This window comes from Pseudomonas sp. 1L-E-NC-VB-C3 (genome assembly GCF_057291535.1).
This window is the reverse complement of sequence record NZ_JBXAWD010000013.1, coordinates 82,113-97,833: the sequence shown is the minus strand read 5'-3', so window position 1 is coordinate 97,833 and position 15,721 is coordinate 82,113. Positions and strand designations below refer to the sequence as shown.

Annotated in this window: 11 protein-coding genes, 1 tRNA gene and 1 pseudogene; 10 read left to right on the top strand and 3 right to left on the bottom strand. The window is 62.2% G+C overall.

Going from position 1 to position 15,721, the window contains the following annotated elements; translation table 11 throughout:
- Positions 1–161: 161 nt before the first annotated feature.
- A tRNA-Thr gene (locus tag AC0Z5Z_RS21005) sits at positions 162–237 on the top strand.
- Between the two features lie 229 nt (positions 238–466).
- Positions 467–766 (top strand): DUF6388 family protein, encoded by a 300-nt coding sequence (locus AC0Z5Z_RS21000; protein WP_076565788.1) that lies wholly within the window; start codon positions 467–469, stop codon positions 764–766.
- Positions 767–846: 80 nt separating this feature from the next.
- Here AC0Z5Z_RS21000 and nadC read toward each other — a convergent pair whose 3' ends face one another.
- Positions 847–1,695 (bottom strand): carboxylating nicotinate-nucleotide diphosphorylase, encoded by an 849-nt coding sequence (nadC, locus tag AC0Z5Z_RS20995; protein ID WP_016771747.1) that lies wholly within the window; start codon positions 1,693–1,695, stop codon positions 847–849.
- A 266-nt stretch (positions 1,696–1,961) separates the two neighbouring features.
- Here nadC and AC0Z5Z_RS20990 point away from each other — a divergent pair, with 266 nt between their 5' ends.
- The 5 genes and pseudogenes from AC0Z5Z_RS20990 to AC0Z5Z_RS20970 all read left to right on the top strand — a co-directional run bounded on the left by AC0Z5Z_RS20990 (position 1,962) and on the right by AC0Z5Z_RS20970 (position 7,882).
- Positions 1,962–4,139, top strand: a complete 2,178-nt coding sequence (locus AC0Z5Z_RS20990) for a DUF1631 domain-containing protein (RefSeq protein WP_485611589.1) — start codon at positions 1,962–1,964, stop codon at positions 4,137–4,139.
- A 64-nt stretch (positions 4,140–4,203) separates the two neighbouring features.
- Positions 4,204–4,764: a 1,6-anhydro-N-acetylmuramyl-L-alanine amidase AmpD gene (ampD, locus tag AC0Z5Z_RS20985; protein WP_122747368.1), complete on the top strand. Its 561-nt coding sequence runs from the start codon at positions 4,204–4,206 to the stop codon at positions 4,762–4,764.
- Positions 4,761–5,600, top strand: a complete 840-nt coding sequence (gene ampE, locus AC0Z5Z_RS20980; protein ID WP_485611588.1) for a regulatory signaling modulator protein AmpE — start codon at positions 4,761–4,763, stop codon at positions 5,598–5,600. Before ampD ends, ampE begins: the two co-directional genes overlap by 4 nt.
- 284 nt (positions 5,601–5,884) lie before the next feature.
- A pseudogene (locus tag AC0Z5Z_RS20975) lies at positions 5,885–6,976 on the top strand (methyl-accepting chemotaxis protein); the annotation flags it as partial.
- Positions 6,953–7,882 carry a methyl-accepting chemotaxis protein gene (locus AC0Z5Z_RS20970; protein ID WP_371915159.1) on the top strand — a complete coding sequence of 310 codons (930 nt, stop codon included), beginning with the start codon at positions 6,953–6,955 and terminating at the stop codon, positions 7,880–7,882. The pseudogene AC0Z5Z_RS20975 and the gene AC0Z5Z_RS20970, both read left to right, overlap by 24 nt.
- 122 nt (positions 7,883–8,004) lie before the next feature.
- Here AC0Z5Z_RS20970 and AC0Z5Z_RS20965 read toward each other — a convergent pair whose 3' ends face one another.
- Together AC0Z5Z_RS20965 and cra are read right to left on the bottom strand one after the other, a co-directional pair.
- On the bottom strand, positions 8,005–8,781 hold the full coding sequence (locus tag AC0Z5Z_RS20965; protein ID WP_406228236.1) for a TatD family hydrolase: 777 nt from the start codon (positions 8,779–8,781) through the stop codon (positions 8,005–8,007).
- 3 nt (positions 8,782–8,784) lie between these two features.
- Entirely contained in the window at positions 8,785–9,780 is a 996-nt protein-coding gene (cra, locus tag AC0Z5Z_RS20960; protein WP_485611587.1) for a catabolite repressor/activator, read from the bottom strand.
- A 305-nt stretch (positions 9,781–10,085) separates the two neighbouring features.
- Between cra and ptsP the strand changes: the two genes are divergently transcribed.
- Genes ptsP through AC0Z5Z_RS20945 form a run of 3 tightly spaced genes read left to right on the top strand, consistent with a single transcriptional unit; the run spans position 10,086 to position 15,633 of the window.
- Positions 10,086–12,947 carry a phosphoenolpyruvate--protein phosphotransferase gene (ptsP, locus tag AC0Z5Z_RS20955; RefSeq protein ID WP_150743381.1) on the top strand — a complete coding sequence of 954 codons (2,862 nt, stop codon included), beginning with the start codon at positions 10,086–10,088 and terminating at the stop codon, positions 12,945–12,947.
- The gene (gene pfkB / locus AC0Z5Z_RS20950; protein WP_485611586.1) at positions 12,947–13,888 is read left to right on the top strand and encodes a 1-phosphofructokinase; all 942 of its coding nucleotides are present in this window, start codon (positions 12,947–12,949) and stop codon (positions 13,886–13,888) included. Before ptsP ends, pfkB begins: the two co-directional genes overlap by 1 nt.
- A gap of 11 nt (positions 13,889–13,899) precedes the next feature.
- Entirely contained in the window at positions 13,900–15,633 is a 1,734-nt protein-coding gene (locus AC0Z5Z_RS20945) for a PTS fructose-like transporter subunit IIB (RefSeq protein ID WP_252883172.1), read from the top strand.
- The last annotated feature ends 88 nt before the right edge of the window (positions 15,634–15,721 follow it).

Here is a 15,721-nt window from a genome sequence, read left to right as displayed (position 1 = left end):
TGCCCCCGCCGTGCAAACGGCGGGGGCATTTTTTTATCTGAAATAAAGAAATTGTGGCGAGGGGATTTATCCCCTCGCCACAAATGTGGTTCTCAAAAGAAAACCATCAGACAACCCACAAATTTGCCGCAGCTCGAGACCGGTGCTAGGTTTAGCCCACCGCCCGTGTAGCTCAGCCGGTAGAGCAGCGCACTCGTAACGCGAAGGTCGCAGGTTCGATTCCTGTCTCGGGCACCAACTCCTCAGCGTGCCACGTCGATTCATGTTCCGCAGGTCAGCTTTTTGTGCAAGAGATGTAAAGAGCCGTGTAATTCGTCATGCAAACGTCCTATATTCGGTGCCTGCATGAGCATCGCTTAGCAGTTTTCAGATGATCCCGAATGGTTCCGAAGGCCGGCCAGTCCGCGTCAGAGAGATCCTTGATGATCCAGATCCATCCTCCATTCCTAAGATCAGCGAGAACCCCATGACTGAATTGACCCAAGAGCAACGCCACGAACAAGCGCTGGAAAAATACCTTCTGGATGTGCCGGACCTGAAGGATGAGATCAAGGACCTGAGTCCCGATGATCAGAAAGACCAGATCCAGTGGGCCTTCGAAGACGAAGCCGAAGCGCAGGGCTTGCAGCCGTGGGAGCTGACCCTCAAGTACACGAGCACGCCAGAGGAGTTCGAGGCGCAGCGCCTCGTGCTGCACAAGGAAGCGGCAGAAGTATTGGGTGTCGAGTGGGAAGAGTACTGCGAGATGAATAATCTCGTCGTATAAGAGCAGCTGCGAGCTTCTAGCTACAAGCTGCAAGTCAAAGCAGAGTCGCTTGGCTTGTAGCTTGTAGCTTGCCGCTGCGTTTAGAGGCTTAGTCGCATCGACAGATCCACCGCTTTGACATCCTTGGTCATCGCGCCGATCGAGATGTAATCCACGCCCGTTTCGGCGATCGGCAGCAGCGTGCTTTCGTTGATGCCGCCGCTGGCTTCCAGTTTCGCCTTGCCGGCGGTCAGGCGTACGGCTTCGCGCATGTCATCCAGGCTCAGTTCGTCGAGCATGATGATGTCGGCGCCGGCTTCCAGCGCTTGCTTCAATTCCTCAAGACTTTCCACTTCGATTTCCACCGGTTTGCCCGGGGCGATCTTGTGCGCGGCGGCCACGGCTTCGGCGATGCCACCACTGGCGGCGATGTGGTTTTCCTTGATCAGGAAGGCATCGTAGAGACCGATCCGGTGGTTGTGACAGCCGCCGCAGGTCACCGCGTATTTCTGCGCCAGGCGCAGGCCGGGCAGGGTTTTGCGGGTGTCGAGCAACTTGACCTGCGTTTCGCCGACGAAGTCCGCCAGGTACTGCGCGCGCGTCGCTACGCCGGACAGCAACTGCAGGAAGTTCAACGCGCTGCGTTCACCGGTCAGCAGTGAGCGAGCCGGGCCTTCCAGGTGAAACAGCGGCTGATTGGCTTTGACCCGCTGGCCGTCGACCACTTGCCAATGCACGGCCACGCGCGGATCGAGCTGGCGAAACACCGCATCGACCCACGCGGTGCCGCAGATGACGGCGTCGTCACGGGTGATGATGGTGGCTTTGGCCAGGCGTTCGGCCGGGATCAGTTGCGCGGTGATGTCGCCGCTGCCGACGTCTTCGAGCAACGCACGGCGCACGTTGTTTTCGATTTCGGCGGTCAGATCGGCGAGACGTAGATTCGGCATAACGGACTCCACAAACAAAGTGGTTCGATTATAGGGGCAGGGCGCGAGCCAACCCAAGGCGAGAACGTTCGTGCCTGACGCATCTGGTCGATTTTCCTGCGCTGAGTGCGAGGTGTATGGCGTATAGGGGAAACCCTGAGGCCTATAGCATCGCTGGCCTGTTTTGCCAGATAATCCGCCTTGTATTTGACGTCATGGCTTTGACGAACGAGTCCAGTTGGGCAGTGTCAAAGCGACGAACCGAATCACCGTTCCAGGAGGCTTGGATGCGCAACGACGGGAAAGTGGTGCCTTTGCACCGGGCGACTGCCGATCTGGCGGACCACTCGCCGCTTGCCCGCTTGCCGGTGATTCTGCTGCAGGTTCGCGACAAGGCTGCGCAGCAGCTGCGCCACGATTTGCAGGAGCTGTTCGATAACGCCGACGACACGCTGTTCGAAATGGCCGACCGGGCGCGCAACGACGTCGATCAGAACATCTTTTTCGAAGCCATGCGCGACCTGCGCCTCAAACGCAAGAACATCGAGCGTGGCTTTCTCGAGCTGTTTTTCGAAGCCTTCGCCGGCCTTACCCAATACGATCCCGCCGCCAACACCCTGCCACGCACGCCGGTGGTCGAAGAGTCGGCGCCGCGCACCGATGCCATGGAGCGCACCGTGGCCGTGCAGACCATGGTCAGTCGCGTGCTCAAGCGCGACGGCTTCGCTCTCGATCAACTCACCGCACGCTTCAGCTCGATGCTCGGCAAGCGTCTGGACGATCAGCACAACCCGCTGAGTCCGGCGATGCTCTGCGAATATTTCCTGCAGGCCGGGCGTAACCTCGGCGTCGAGATCAAGGTCAAGCTGATCCTGCTCAAGTTGTTCGAACGCTATGTGCTGGCTGACACCGAACAGTTGTATGGCGAGGCCAATCAGTTGTTGCTCGCCACCGGCGTGTTGCCACATCTGAAACCCGCCGTGGCTCGTCGCATGGTCGAGCCTGCGGACAGCGACACATTGATTGAAGATCTCGACGAGCCGCCAGCGGACGAAGGCATCGAGGAAGTGTTCGCCGCGATGCAGCAATTGCTCGCCCAGGTCCGCGGCCGCGTCACACCGACCCTGGAGCCCGGCGCCCCGGCGCATCCGATCAACACCCGCGACCTGCTGCGGTTGTTGTCGCACTTGCAGCAATACGTACCGGCGCTGGAGGCTCAGGAAGATTTCGATCTGCGTCATCAGCTCGAGCAACTGCTGACCCGGGTCAGCGTCAGAAGCGGCAGGTCCCGCGTCGTCGCGACCGCCGACGAAGATGTGATCAACCTGATCGCCATGGTTTTCGACTGCATCCTCGACGATCGCAACGTGCCTGACGCGCTCAAGGCGCTGATCGGCCGATTGCAGATTCCGATGCTCAAGGTTGCGGTGCTGGACAAGAGTTTCTTCAGCCGCAGCACGCACCCGGCGCGGCGCCTGCTCAACGAAATCGCCGAGGCCGCAATGGGCTGGAGCGATTGCGACGGCGCTGAGCGCGACAACCTCTATGTGCGCATCGAGCAAGTGGTACAGCGCTTGCTCAGCGAGTTTGTCGACGACCCGGCGATCTTCTCCGAACTGCTCGCCGACTTCCTCGCCTTCACTCAGGAAGAACGTCGTCGCACTGAACTGCTGGAACAACGCTTGCGTGATGCCGAGGAAGGCCGGGCAAAAGCCGAACTGGCTCAGCATCGCGTTGCACAGGCGTTGCAGCAGGCTCTGCTGGGCCAGGTGCTGCCGGCGACGGTGGTGAGTTTCGTCCAGCAGGCCTGGAGCAAAGTGCTGTTGCTGACCTGCCTCAAGCACGGTGATCAGTCCGCCGAATGGCACGCCGACGTGCAGACCATGGAGCAGTTGGTCTGGAGCGTGCAGCGCCATGACGACGGCGAATCCAGCCTGCGCCTGCTGGCGCTGGTGCCGGGCTTGCTCAAGTCGCTGCGCGATGGCCTGAGCAGTACCGCGTTCGACCCGTTTGCCACCAGCGAATTTTTCAGCGAACTGGAGGCTCTGCACGTACGCGTGCTGGAACGTTCCGACGATGCCGAGCACAGCGCCATGCCGCTGATCGAAGTCACGCCCGAGGTCTTGCAGCACAGTGCCGACCAGGCAGCAGCCACCCCGGCGCCGCGCCTGGCGCAAGACGCTGCCGGTCTGTCTCAGGTCGAGCAGTTGCGTATGGGCCACTGGGTGGTGTTCGACGCAGACGACGAACAGACCTTGCGTTGCAAACTCGCCGCGATCATCGAAGAGACCGGCAAATATGTCTTCGTCGACCGCACCGGGACGAAAGTGCTGGAACACAGCCGCACCGACCTCGCCTTGGCTTTCAGCCGTGGGGTCGCGCGCGCACTGGATGACACCTTGCTGTTCGACCGCGCACTGGAATCGGTGCTGGGCGACCTGCGGCGACTCAATCGCGGCAAGTGATCGCGCGGTGAGGGCGGATCGCGGCATACTGGGCGCCCACATGGTCGGCGTTGAAGGAATCGGTATGCAGTTGGATCCCGCGAGCGGGTGGTGTCATGGCGTGCAGATCTGCCCGTCGCCCAACTTCAATGAGCGCCCGGCGGGCGAAGTGTCCCTGTTGGTCATCCACAACATCAGCCTGCCGCCGGCGCAATTCGCCACGGGCAAGGTGCAGGAATTTTTCCAGAATCGTCTGGATGTCACTGAACACCCGTACTTTGCAGGCATCGCTGACCTGCGTGTCTCGGCGCATTTTCTGATCGAACGTGACGGCAAGGTCACCCAGTTTGTCTCCTGTCTGGAACGGGCGTGGCATGCCGGCGTTTCGATGTTCGAAGGTCGTGAAACCTGTAACGATTTTTCCGTGGGCATCGAGCTGGAAGGCACCGATGATCTGCCGTTCACCGACGAGCAATATCGCGCGTTGACTGCGCTGACCCGGCAGTTGCAGAAACGCTTTCCAGCGATCACCGATCAGCGCATCTGCGGCCACAGCGATATCGCGCCGGGGCGCAAGACCGATCCGGGACCGGCATTCGACTGGGCACGCTACCGCGCCGCCCTGGCAAAAGAGGAAGGACAATGAGTTTTCTGGTGTTACTGCTGGCGCTGTGGATCGAGAAGTTTTCGGCCCTGCGCCATCGGCTTCAACGCGACGGCGGATGGATCCGCGAACTGCACAAACTCGAAAACAGCAAAAAGCTGGCCAGGCAACCGTGGCTGGTGCTGACGATTCTGGTGCTGTTTCCGGTGGCGTTGCTGGCGCTGTTGCTGCTGGTGCTGGAACCTGTGGCTTACGGTTTGCTGGCGCTGCCGGTGCATTTGCTGGTGGTGATTTACAGCCTCGGGCGTGGCGATCTGCTCGGCGGCCTCGGCCCGTTCCGCGATGCCTGGCGCCGTGAGGATCTGCAAGCGGCGGCGCACGTCGCCAAGCGCGACCTGGACATCTGCGCCGACAGTGGCGAGCAATTGCTCGAGCGGGTGCAAGGGCATCTGCTGTGGCAGGCCTATCAGAGTTTCTTCGCGGTGATCTTCTGGTACTTCCTTCTCGGCCCCGTGGCGGCATTGGCCTATCGTTTGCTGGCGCTGGCCGAAGAGCACGGCTGCAATCCGGCGCTGGTCGAGCGTGCTGCGCAGTTGCGTCATGCCTTCGATTGGGTACCGGTGCGCTTGCTGGCGGCGAGTCTGGCATTGGTCGGCAACTTCGTTGCGGTCAGCCGAGTGATGCTGCATGAGCTGCTGAACTGGAACATCAGCGCTGCGCAGTTGATCAACAAGGTCGGCCTGGCCGCCGGGGAAGTTCCACCGCCAGTGGTCGGCCCGGACGGCATCAACACCCTCGATTGCCTGTGGGAACTGCTGCTGCGTGCGGCGGTGCTGTGGTATGCCGGGTTTGCCTTGTGGACGGTTCTGGTTCACTGATTCGCTGATTTACAGAAAGATCAAAAGATCGCAGCCTTCGGCAGCTCCTACCTTGGAACGCATTTCCCTGTAGGAGCTGCCGAAGGCTGCGATCTTTTTGCTTTTGATTTGGCGAACACTGCATTGCCATTAACCTTAAGTTACAAAACCTCCCGCCGATTTACGCTATACAGAGATAGCGCCCGATAGTGGCTATCTGCTCTCGTCCCGCGCCTGCCAATAAAAACAAGAAAAACCAAGGGAGACTTCCAGTGAAGAGCTTGCTCTATCCCGCCGTCTCGCTGATGAACCGTCTGAGCTTCGGCATGAAGTTCAGCTTGATCAGCGTGCTGTTCCTGTTGCCGATGCTGGTGACCAATTTCTATCTGGTACGCGATTCCTATCGCGAATTTCAGGGCACCCGCGTCGAATTGCAGAGCCTCGACCTGCTGGGCAGCAGCCTGACCCTGCGCCGGGATCTGGAGACCTTGAACAATCTGGTGCAGATCGACGTCACCCTCGGCCAGTCCGGCAAGGCCGGCAATGTCGAGGCGCAGATCCAGACGCTGGAGCAAGCAGTGCTCGCGCGGCTCGAAGGGCTGACGGCGATGACCGAAGACCCCGAGCAGATCAAGCAATTCGAGGCCAAGCGCGATGAAATGATCGCCGCGTTCAAGGCCCAGCAAGCAGAGAGCTCGCTGCAAAGCAAAAGCGCGTTGATCGGCAAGTTGCTGGCCAGTGCGCAGATTTTCAGCCAGATCATCACCAGTCAGGCCGGGTTGAGCCGCGACAACCAGAGCGACATTCGTCAGCTCAGCGAACTGGTTACGCTGATCACCCCCAGCGTCACGCAAACCCTCGGCGAAGGCCGGGCGATGGGTTCGTATTCGTTGGGCCAGGGCTTTCTCAACAGTTCCTCGAGCACGCGTTTCGACGAGTTGCTGGTGCAGATCGAAAAACTCCAGGCCGAGTACGCCCTGAAACTGCAAGACGCCCTCGGTTCCAGCAGTGCTGCGCGCGAATCCCTCAGTGCCCAGGCCGACACCAGCAAGGCTTCGCTCAAGCAGGCCAGCGAGCTGTTCGAAGAACAAGTGGTGATGGCCGATACCCTCGATGCGCCGTGGCAGGCATTCTACGATCAGGTCACCGGGCTGATGGAACACACCTACCAGCTCAATCAGGCCACGCTGAAATTCCTCGACAGCCAGTTGCAGCAGCGTCTGGCGCAGAACCGCACGCACATGATTCTGCAAGCCTCTGCGCTGTCGGTGGTGTTTGTGCTGATTTTCTATCTTTATGGCGGTTTCTACGCCTCGACCCGGACCACCCTGAAAAGCCTGGGCGCGATGATGGACAAGGTCGCGGCCGGTGACATGACCGTCAACTTCAAGGCCAGCAGCCGTGATGAACTGGGCGAGTTGGGCGAGGTGTTCAACGGTACGGTGAAGAAGATTCACGACTTGATCGAACGCGTGGGCCACACCGTGGGTGAGGTCGAGCGCCAGGCCGGGCAGGTGGAGAGCGTGTCGGCGCAGAGCAATCAGGCCGTGGCCGGGCAGCGCTCGCAGATTGAACAAGTGGCGACGGCGATGAACCAGATGTCGGCGACCTCAATGGAAGTCGCTCGCAGTGCCGCCGCTGCGGTGAGCAGCGCCCACAGCGTCAACGACGAAACCCTCAGCGGACGCGGGCTGGTGGAATCGCAGCAGGGCAGCATTGCCGCGCTGGCCAGCGAAATCGATCAGTCGGTGCTGGTGATCAATCAACTGGCCAGCGACAGCCAGTCGATCAGCCGTGTGCTTGAGGTGATCAAGAGCATCGCCGAACAGACCAACCTGCTGGCGCTCAATGCGGCGATCGAAGCCGCGCGAGCCGGCGAGCAGGGGCGCGGTTTTGCCGTGGTCGCCGACGAAGTACGCACCTTGGCCAAACGCACCCAACAATCGACCGAAGAAATCGAGCAGATGATCGCCAAACTGCATGGCGGCGTCGGCGCGGCGGTGAAGGCCATGGGCGTCAGCCATCAGATGGCCAACGGCACGGTGGGCCAGTCGGAGAAGGTCCAGCAGGCGCTGGAAAACATCCTTGGCGCGGTGGGCATGATCGTCGATCAGAACCAGCAGATCGCCGCCGCCGTCGAACAGCAGACCGCCGTGGCCCACGACATCGACCAGAATATCGTCGAGATCAACCGTGCCGGCGAACGCACGGCGCAAGGCGCGCACCAGACCGAAGATGCCAGCCGCGCGCTGTCGGCGCAGGTGGTTGAACTCAAACAACTGATCAGCGCGTTTCGCGTCTGAATCCCACATCATCCCTCTGTAGGAGCTGACGAGTGCAACGAGGCTGCGATCTTTTGACTTTGCCTCTGAAGATCAAAAGATCGCAGCCTCGTTGCACTCGTCAGCTCCTACCCGGGTACGTGTTACCAGCCGAAGACTTCGCAGCAGTTGGCGGTGCTGGCGTTGGCCAGTTGTTCAGGCGTGATATTCATCAACTCGGCCAACGCCGCACAAATCGCCGGCAGATGCGCCGGGCTGTTGCGCTGGCCGGGGAACATGGCGGGGGCCATGTCCGGTGAGTCGGTTTCCAGCACCACCGATTGCAGCGGCAGTTCCGGCAGGACCCGATGCATGCGCAATGCCTGCGGCCAGGTCGGTGCGCCGCCGAGGCCCAGTTTGAACCCGAGCTTGAGGTATTCCCGCGCTTCCTCGCGACTGCCGGCGAAGGCGTGGATGATGCCGGCGCGCTTGAGCTTGAAGCGCTTGAGCGTGGCGATCACCGCCGCGTGGCTGCGGCGTACGTGGATCAGCGCCGGCAGCTCGAAGTCCGCCGCCAGTTGCAGCTGCGCTTCGAACAACGACTGTTGCCGCTCGCGATCGAGGTCTTCGATGAAATAATCCAGACCGATCTCGCCCACCGCACACAACTGCCGATGCCCGCGCAGGCGTGTCAGCCAGTCACCCAGTGCGAGCAAATCCTCGGAGCGATGCTGATCGAGGAACACCGGATGCAGACCAAACGCCGCATACAGGTCGGCATCGCTCTGCACCAGGTCCCACACCCGTTGCCAGTTGCCCTGATGCACGCCCAGCACGACGATGCGCCGCACGCCGAGAGCGCGGCTTTCGGCCAGCAACTCGGCGCGATCGGCGTCGAAGTCTGGGAAGTCGAGGTGGGTGTGGCTGTCGATCAGCTCCACGCTTCAGTCCCGATGAATACGCTGCTTGAAGGTCCGCGCAATGGCTTGCACGCCCGGTTGGTAGTCGTCCTGCTCGACGGCGGCCAGGGCCAGTTCCAGGGCCTGGTCGGCGATCAACTGGTGTTGCTGGGACATGGCGTTGACCGGCAGTGGCAGGAAATCCAGCAACTGCGTGTCACCGAACGTGCCCAGGCGCAGCGGCCGCGATTTCAGCGGGAAATCATGCAGCGCATCGAACACGCCTTGCAGCAGCACGTAGGACGTTGTCACCAGCGCGTCAGGCAAATGCCCCAGACGCTGCAGGAGTTCTTCCATCAATTGCTTGCCGCACTCACGGCTGAACGACTCGGCGTGCTCGATCAGCACCTCACCTTTGAAGTCTTTGAGAGCCTCGCGGAAACCGGCGGCACGCTCCTGGCTGATGCTCAGCTCCGGCCGTGCGCCGAGCAGCACGATCTGCTTTGGCTGCGGATCGAGCAGGCTCTGGGTCAGATGCAGGCTGGCCTCGCGGTCGTCGCTGATCACCGAGCAGAAATGCTCCGGTTCCATGACCCGGTCGATGGCGATGATCGGCAGACCCTTGGCCTGCAACTGGCGATAGCTGTCATCACCGGCCGGCAGGCAACTGGCGACGATCAGCGCATCGCAACGGCGGGCGCGGAACAGTTGCAGCAACTGGCGCTCGCTGTCCGGCGCGTCGTCGGAGCTGGCGATCAGCAATTGATAGCCGCGAGCACGCGCGCCTTGTTCGAGCAACTTGGCGATCCGCGCGTAACTGGGGTTTTCCAGATCCGGCAGGATAAAGCCCAGGGTGCGCGTGTGCCGACTGCGCAGGCCGGCCGCTTGCGGATTGGGCGTGAAGCCGTGCAGATCGACCACCGCGCGCACGCGCTCGACGGTCGCGTTGCTGATGCGTTGCTGTTCGGCCTTGCCGTTGATGACGTAGCTGGCGGTGGTGACGGAGACGCCGGCCAACCGCGCGATATCACTGAGTTTCAACCCGGTATTTCCTTGTTTTTTCGAGCATGCCGCGACATTTTCGCCAATCCTACCCGATAAGGGCAGTCGACTTATTGCCTGGGCAGATCCGACCAGTTGGACTTCAAGGATGAGACATTATCGAGTAACGTGCCGATCAATCTAGATTAAACGTTTCAGCAAGCGTATTTTCTACGTTTTAGACGCCTTTGGCCGGTACTGCCGTGAAACCGCCAAAACTGCCGCTGAAAAGCGCGGCAGAGCGCCTAAGCTGTGAACCATTCAAAACAATACCTGGCGTTGAACTGCGCCAAAAAGGAGATCGCATGCTCGAGCTCACTATAGAGCAGATATCCATGGGCCAGTCGGCCGTGGATAAACCCGCTGCCCTGCAATTGCTGGCCAGTCATCTGGTTGCCGATGGTCTGGTAGCCGACGGCTACCTCGCCGGCCTGCAGGCCCGGGAAGCCCAGGGCTCGACCTTTCTCGGTCAAGGCATCGCTATTCCCCACGGTACGCCGGAAACCCGCGATCAGGTATTCGCCACCGGCGTGCGCCTGATGCAGTTTCCCGACGGCGTCGATTGGGGCGATGGCCAGATCGTTTATCTGGCGATCGGCATCGCGGCGAAATCCGATGAACACCTGCGCCTGCTGCAACTGCTGACCCGCGCCCTCGGCGAGACCGATCTGGGCCAGGCCCTGCGTCGCGCCAGCTCGCCCGAAGCGCTGCTGAAGCTGCTGCAAGGCGCGCCGCAGGAACTGGCGCTGGACGCGCAGATGATCGGCCTCGGCGTGTCGGCCGACGATTTCGAAGAACTGGTCTGGCGCGGCGCACGTCTGCTGCGTCAGGCCGAATGTGTGAGCAATGGCTTTGCCGGCGTGTTGCAGCAAGTCGAAGCGCTGCCATTGGGTGATGGCCTGTGGTGGTTGCACAGCGAGCAGACCGTGAAGCGTCCGGGGCTGGCGTTCGTCACTCCCGACAAGCCAATGCGTTATCTCGGCCAGCCGCTTAGCGGTCTCTTCTGCCTGGCGAGTCTGGGCGAAGCGCATCAGGCGCTGCTCGAGCGTTTGTGCGCGTTGCTGATCGAAGGTCGTGGCCACGAACTGGGCCGCGCCACCAGCAGCCGCAAAGTCCTCGAAGTGCTCGGCGGTGAGCTGCCGGCCGATTGGCCGAGTGCGCGTATTGCCCTGGCCAACGCCCATGGTCTGCACGCACGACCAGCGAAGATTCTTGCGCAACTGGCGAAGAGTTTTGACGGCGAAATTCGCGTGCGCATCGTCGACAGCCAGGACAGCGCCGTATCGGTGAAGAGCCTGAGCAAACTGCTCAGCCTCGGCGCCCGGCGCGGTCAGGTGCTGGAGCTGATTGCCGAACCGAGCATCGCCGCCGATGCCTTGCCGGCCCTGCTCGCGGCGATTGAAGAAGGCCTCGGTGAGGAAGTCGAGCCGTTGCCGGCCGTGAGTCAGCAGCGCGAAGTGATCGCCGACATCGCCGAAGTGCTGATCGCCCCGGCCTCCGGCAGCCTGTTGCAGGCGATTCCTGCCGCACCGGGCATCGCCATCGGCCCTGCGCACATTCAGGTGCTGCAAGCCATCGATTACCCGTTGCGCGGCGAGTCGGCGGCCATCGAGCGCGAGCGCCTCAAGCAAGCCCTGAGCGACGTGCGCCGCGACATCCAAGGCTTGATCGAACGCAGCAAGGCCAAAGCCATCCGCGAGATTTTCATCACCCATCAGGAAATGCTCGACGACCCGGATCTGACCGACGAAGTCGACACCCGCCTCAAGCAAGGCGAAAGCGCCGAAGCGGCGTGGATGGCGGTGATCGAAGCGGCGGCCAAACAGCAGGAATCGCTGCAGGACGCTTTGCTCGCCGAGCGTGCCGCCGATCTGCGCGACATCGGTCGCCGGGTGCTGGCGCAGCTGTGTGGCGTGCAGACCGCGAACGAACCTGAGCAACCGTACATTCTGGTGATGGACGAAGTCGGCCCGTCCGATGTCGCGCGTCTGGATCCTGCGCGGGTTGCGGGGATTCTCACCGCGCGCGGCGGCGCTACCGCGCACAGCGCCATCGTCGCCCGTGCCCTCGGTATTCCAGCACTGGTCGGCGCGGGTGCGGCGGTGCTGTTGCTCGAGCCGGGCACGCCGCTGTTGCTCGACGGCCAGCGTGGCCGTCTGCATGTCGACGCCGATGCCGCGACCCTCAAGCGTGCCGCCGAAGAACGAGACACCCGCGAGCAACGCCTGAAGATCGCCGCCGAACAGCGCCATCAACCAGCGCACACCACTGACGGCCACGCCGTCGAAGTGTTCGCCAACATCGGCGAAAGCGCTGGGGTGACCAGCGCGGTGGAGCAGGGCGCCGAAGGCATTGGCCTGCTGCGCACCGAACTGATTTTCATGGCCCACCCACAGGCGCCGGATGAGGCGACCCAGGAAGCCGAATACCGTCGCGTCCTCGATGGTCTGGCCGGACGGCCGCTGGTGGTGCGCACGCTCGACGTCGGCGGCGACAAACCGCTGCCGTATTGGCCGATCGCCAAGGAAGAAAACCCGTTCCTCGGCGTGCGCGGCATTCGCCTGACCCTGCAGCGGCCGCAGATCATGGAAGCGCAACTGCGCGCCTTGCTGCGCTCGGCCGACAACCGTCCGCTGCGGATCATGTTCCCGATGGTCGGCAGCGTCGAAGAGTGGCGCCAGGCCCGCGACATGACCGAACGCTTGCGTTTGGAAATTCCAGTCGCCGACCTGCAACTGGGGATCATGATCGAGGTGCCGTCCGCCGCGTTGCTTGCGCCAGTGCTGGCCAAGGAAGTGGATTTCTTCAGCGTCGGCACCAACGACCTGACCCAATACACCCTGGCCATCGACCGTGGTCATCCGACGCTGTCTGCACAAGCGGACGGCTTGCACCCGGCGGTCCTGCAACTGATCGACATCACCGTGCGTGCCGCCCATGCCCATGGCAAATGGGTGGGTGTCTGCGGCGAGCTGGCGGCGGACCCGCTGGCGGTGCCGGTGCTGGTTGGCCTCGGTGTCGACGAGCTCAGCGTGTCCGGGCGCAGCATTGCCGAAGTCAAGGCGCGCATCCGTGAACTCAGCCTGCCCCAGGCGCAAACCCTCGCTCAACAGGCCCTGGCCGTGGGCAGCGCGAATGAAGTGCGCGCATTAGTGGAGGCCCTGTAATGGCCAAGATTCTCACCCTGACCCTCAACCCGGCACTCGACCTCACCGTCGAGCTGTCACGGCTGGACGCTGGTCAGGTCAATCGCAGCGAGGAGATGCACACCCACGCTGCGGGCAAAGGCGTCAACGTCGCCCAGGTGCTGGCGGACCTCGGCCATCAGGTCACCGTCAGCGGCTTTCTCGGCGAAGACAATCTGCAAGCGTTCGAAACCCTGTTCGCCAAGCGTGGTTTTATCGACGCGTTCATCCGCGTGCCGGGCGAGACGCGCAGCAACATCAAGGTCGCCGAACAGGACGGGCGCATTACCGACATCAACGGTCCGGGGCCAATGGTCGATGCAACGGCGCAGCAAGCTTTGCTTGATCGCTTGCTGCAGATCGCACCGGGGCACGATGCGGTGGTGGTCGCCGGCAGTCTGCCGCGTGGCGTCACTGCGCAATGGTTGCGCGAGCTGATTGAAAGGCTGAATGCGCTCGGCTTGAAAGTCGCCCTCGACTCCAGCGGCGAAGCCTTGCGCGTGGCGTTGCAGGCCAGCCCCTGGTTGATCAAACCGAACACCGAAGAACTGGCCCACGCACTCGGCTGCGAAGTGGTCTCGCCGATCGCCGAAGCACAAGCCGCTGCACGCTTGCACGGGCAAGGCATCGAGCACGTGGTGATTTCCCACGGCGCCGACGGCGTGAACTGGTTCAGTGTCGGCTCGTCCCTGCATGCCTCGCCGCCGAAGGTCAGCGTGGCCAGCACGGTCGGTGCCGGCGACTCCTTGCTGGCCGGCATGCTCCACGGTCTGCTTAGCGCCGACACCCCCGAGCAAACCCTGCGCACCGCCACCGCGATTGCGGCAATGGCGGTGACCCAGATCGGTTTTGGCATCAACGACGCTGCGCAACTGGCGCAGCTCGAACAGGGCGTACGCGTGCGTCCCCTGACAGAACAATAAGAGGGTTTGTGATGAAGTTAGCCATTGTTACGGCTTGCCCGAACGGCATGGTCACCAGTGTGCTGTGCGCGCGTCTGCTCGATGCAGCGGCGCAGCGTCAGGGCTGGAGCACCAGCGTTGAAGTGGTCGATCCGGCACACCCGGAACGCGAGTTGTCGGCGGCGACCATCGAAGCCGCCGAGTGGGTCTTGCTGGTCACCACTGGCGCGGTGGACATGAGTCGCTTCGTCGGCAAGCGCGTGTTCCAGATCGCTCCGGCGCAGGCGCTGCAGGATGTCGAAGCGGTACTGCGTCGCGGTGCTGAAGAAGCCGAAGTCTACGTGGCCTGCGCAGTCGAACCGGCCATTGATGCGCCACGTGCGCCGCGCATCGTCGCCATCACGGCCTGCCCGACCGGCGTCGCCCACACCTTCATGGCCGCCGAAGCGTTGCAGCAGACCGCCAAGCGTCTGGGCTATGAATTGCAGGTCGAAACCCAAGGCTCGGTCGGCGCGAAAACCCCGCTCAGCGCAACGGCCATCGCCGAGGCTGACGTGGTACTGCTGGCGGCGGATATCGACGTCGCTACCGAGCGTTTCGCTGGCAAGAAAATCTATCGCTGCGGCACGGGCGTTGCGCTGAAGCAGTCTGAAGCGACTTTGAAAAAAGCCTTGGCCGAAGGCGCTGTCGAAAGTGCGGCAAGCGACGGCAAGGCCCCGGCCAAGTCCGAGAAAACCGGCGTCTACAAGCACCTGCTCACGGGTGTGTCGTACATGCTGCCAATGGTGGTGGCGGGTGGTTTGCTGATCGCATTGTCGTTCGTGTTCGGCATCACCGCGTACAAGGAAGAAGGCACGCTGGCGGCGGCGCTGATGCAGATCGGCGGCGACACCGCGTTCAAGCTGATGGTGCCGTTACTCGCCGGGTACATCGCCTACTCGATCGCCGATCGCCCGGGCCTTGCGCCGGGGATGATCGGCGGTTTGCTCGCAGGCACTCTGGGCGCCGGATTCATCGGCGGGATCATTGCCGGTTTCATTGCCGGTTACGCCGCCAAAGCCATCGCCCGCTATGTGAAATTGCCGCAGAGCCTGGAAGCGCTGAAGCCGATTCTGATCATCCCGTTGCTGGCCAGTCTGGTGACCGGCCTGGTGATGATTTACGTGGTCGGCAAACCGGTCGCCGGCATGCTCGCCGCGCTTACCCAGTTTCTCGACAGCATGGGCACCACCAACGCGATTCTGCTCGGCGTATTGCTCGGCGGCATGATGTGCGTCGACCTCGGCGGGCCGATCAACAAGGCTGCCTATGCGTTTTCGGTGGGGCTGCTGGCCTCGCAGAGTTACGCACCGATGGCCGCGACCATGGCCGCCGGCATGGTGCCGCCGATTGGCCTGGGTATCGCCACGTTCATTGCCCGGCGCAAGTTCGCGCAGACCGAGCGCGAGGCCGGCAAAGCAGCGTTCGTGCTGGGCCTGTGCTTTATCTCGGAAGGGGCGATTCCGTTTGCTGCGAAAGATCCGCTGCGGGTGATCCCGGCGAGCATCGCTGGCGGCGCGCTGACCGGTGCCTTGTCGATGTACTTCGGCTGCAAACTGATGGCGCCGCACGGTGGCTTGTTCGTGCTGGCGATCCCCAATGCGATCAACCATGCGCTGCTGTATCTGCTGGCGATTGTCGCGGGGAGCCTGGTCACGGCGGTGGTGTATGCGCTGCTCAAACGGCCTGAGGCTGTCGAGCTACCGCTGGAGCCCGCCAAGGCCTGACCGACAACACCAAATCCCTGTGGGAGTCTGCATTGTCATAGCGGATTCATACACCCGTGCTTAAGTTTTCCCTTTTGCAGGGAGAACA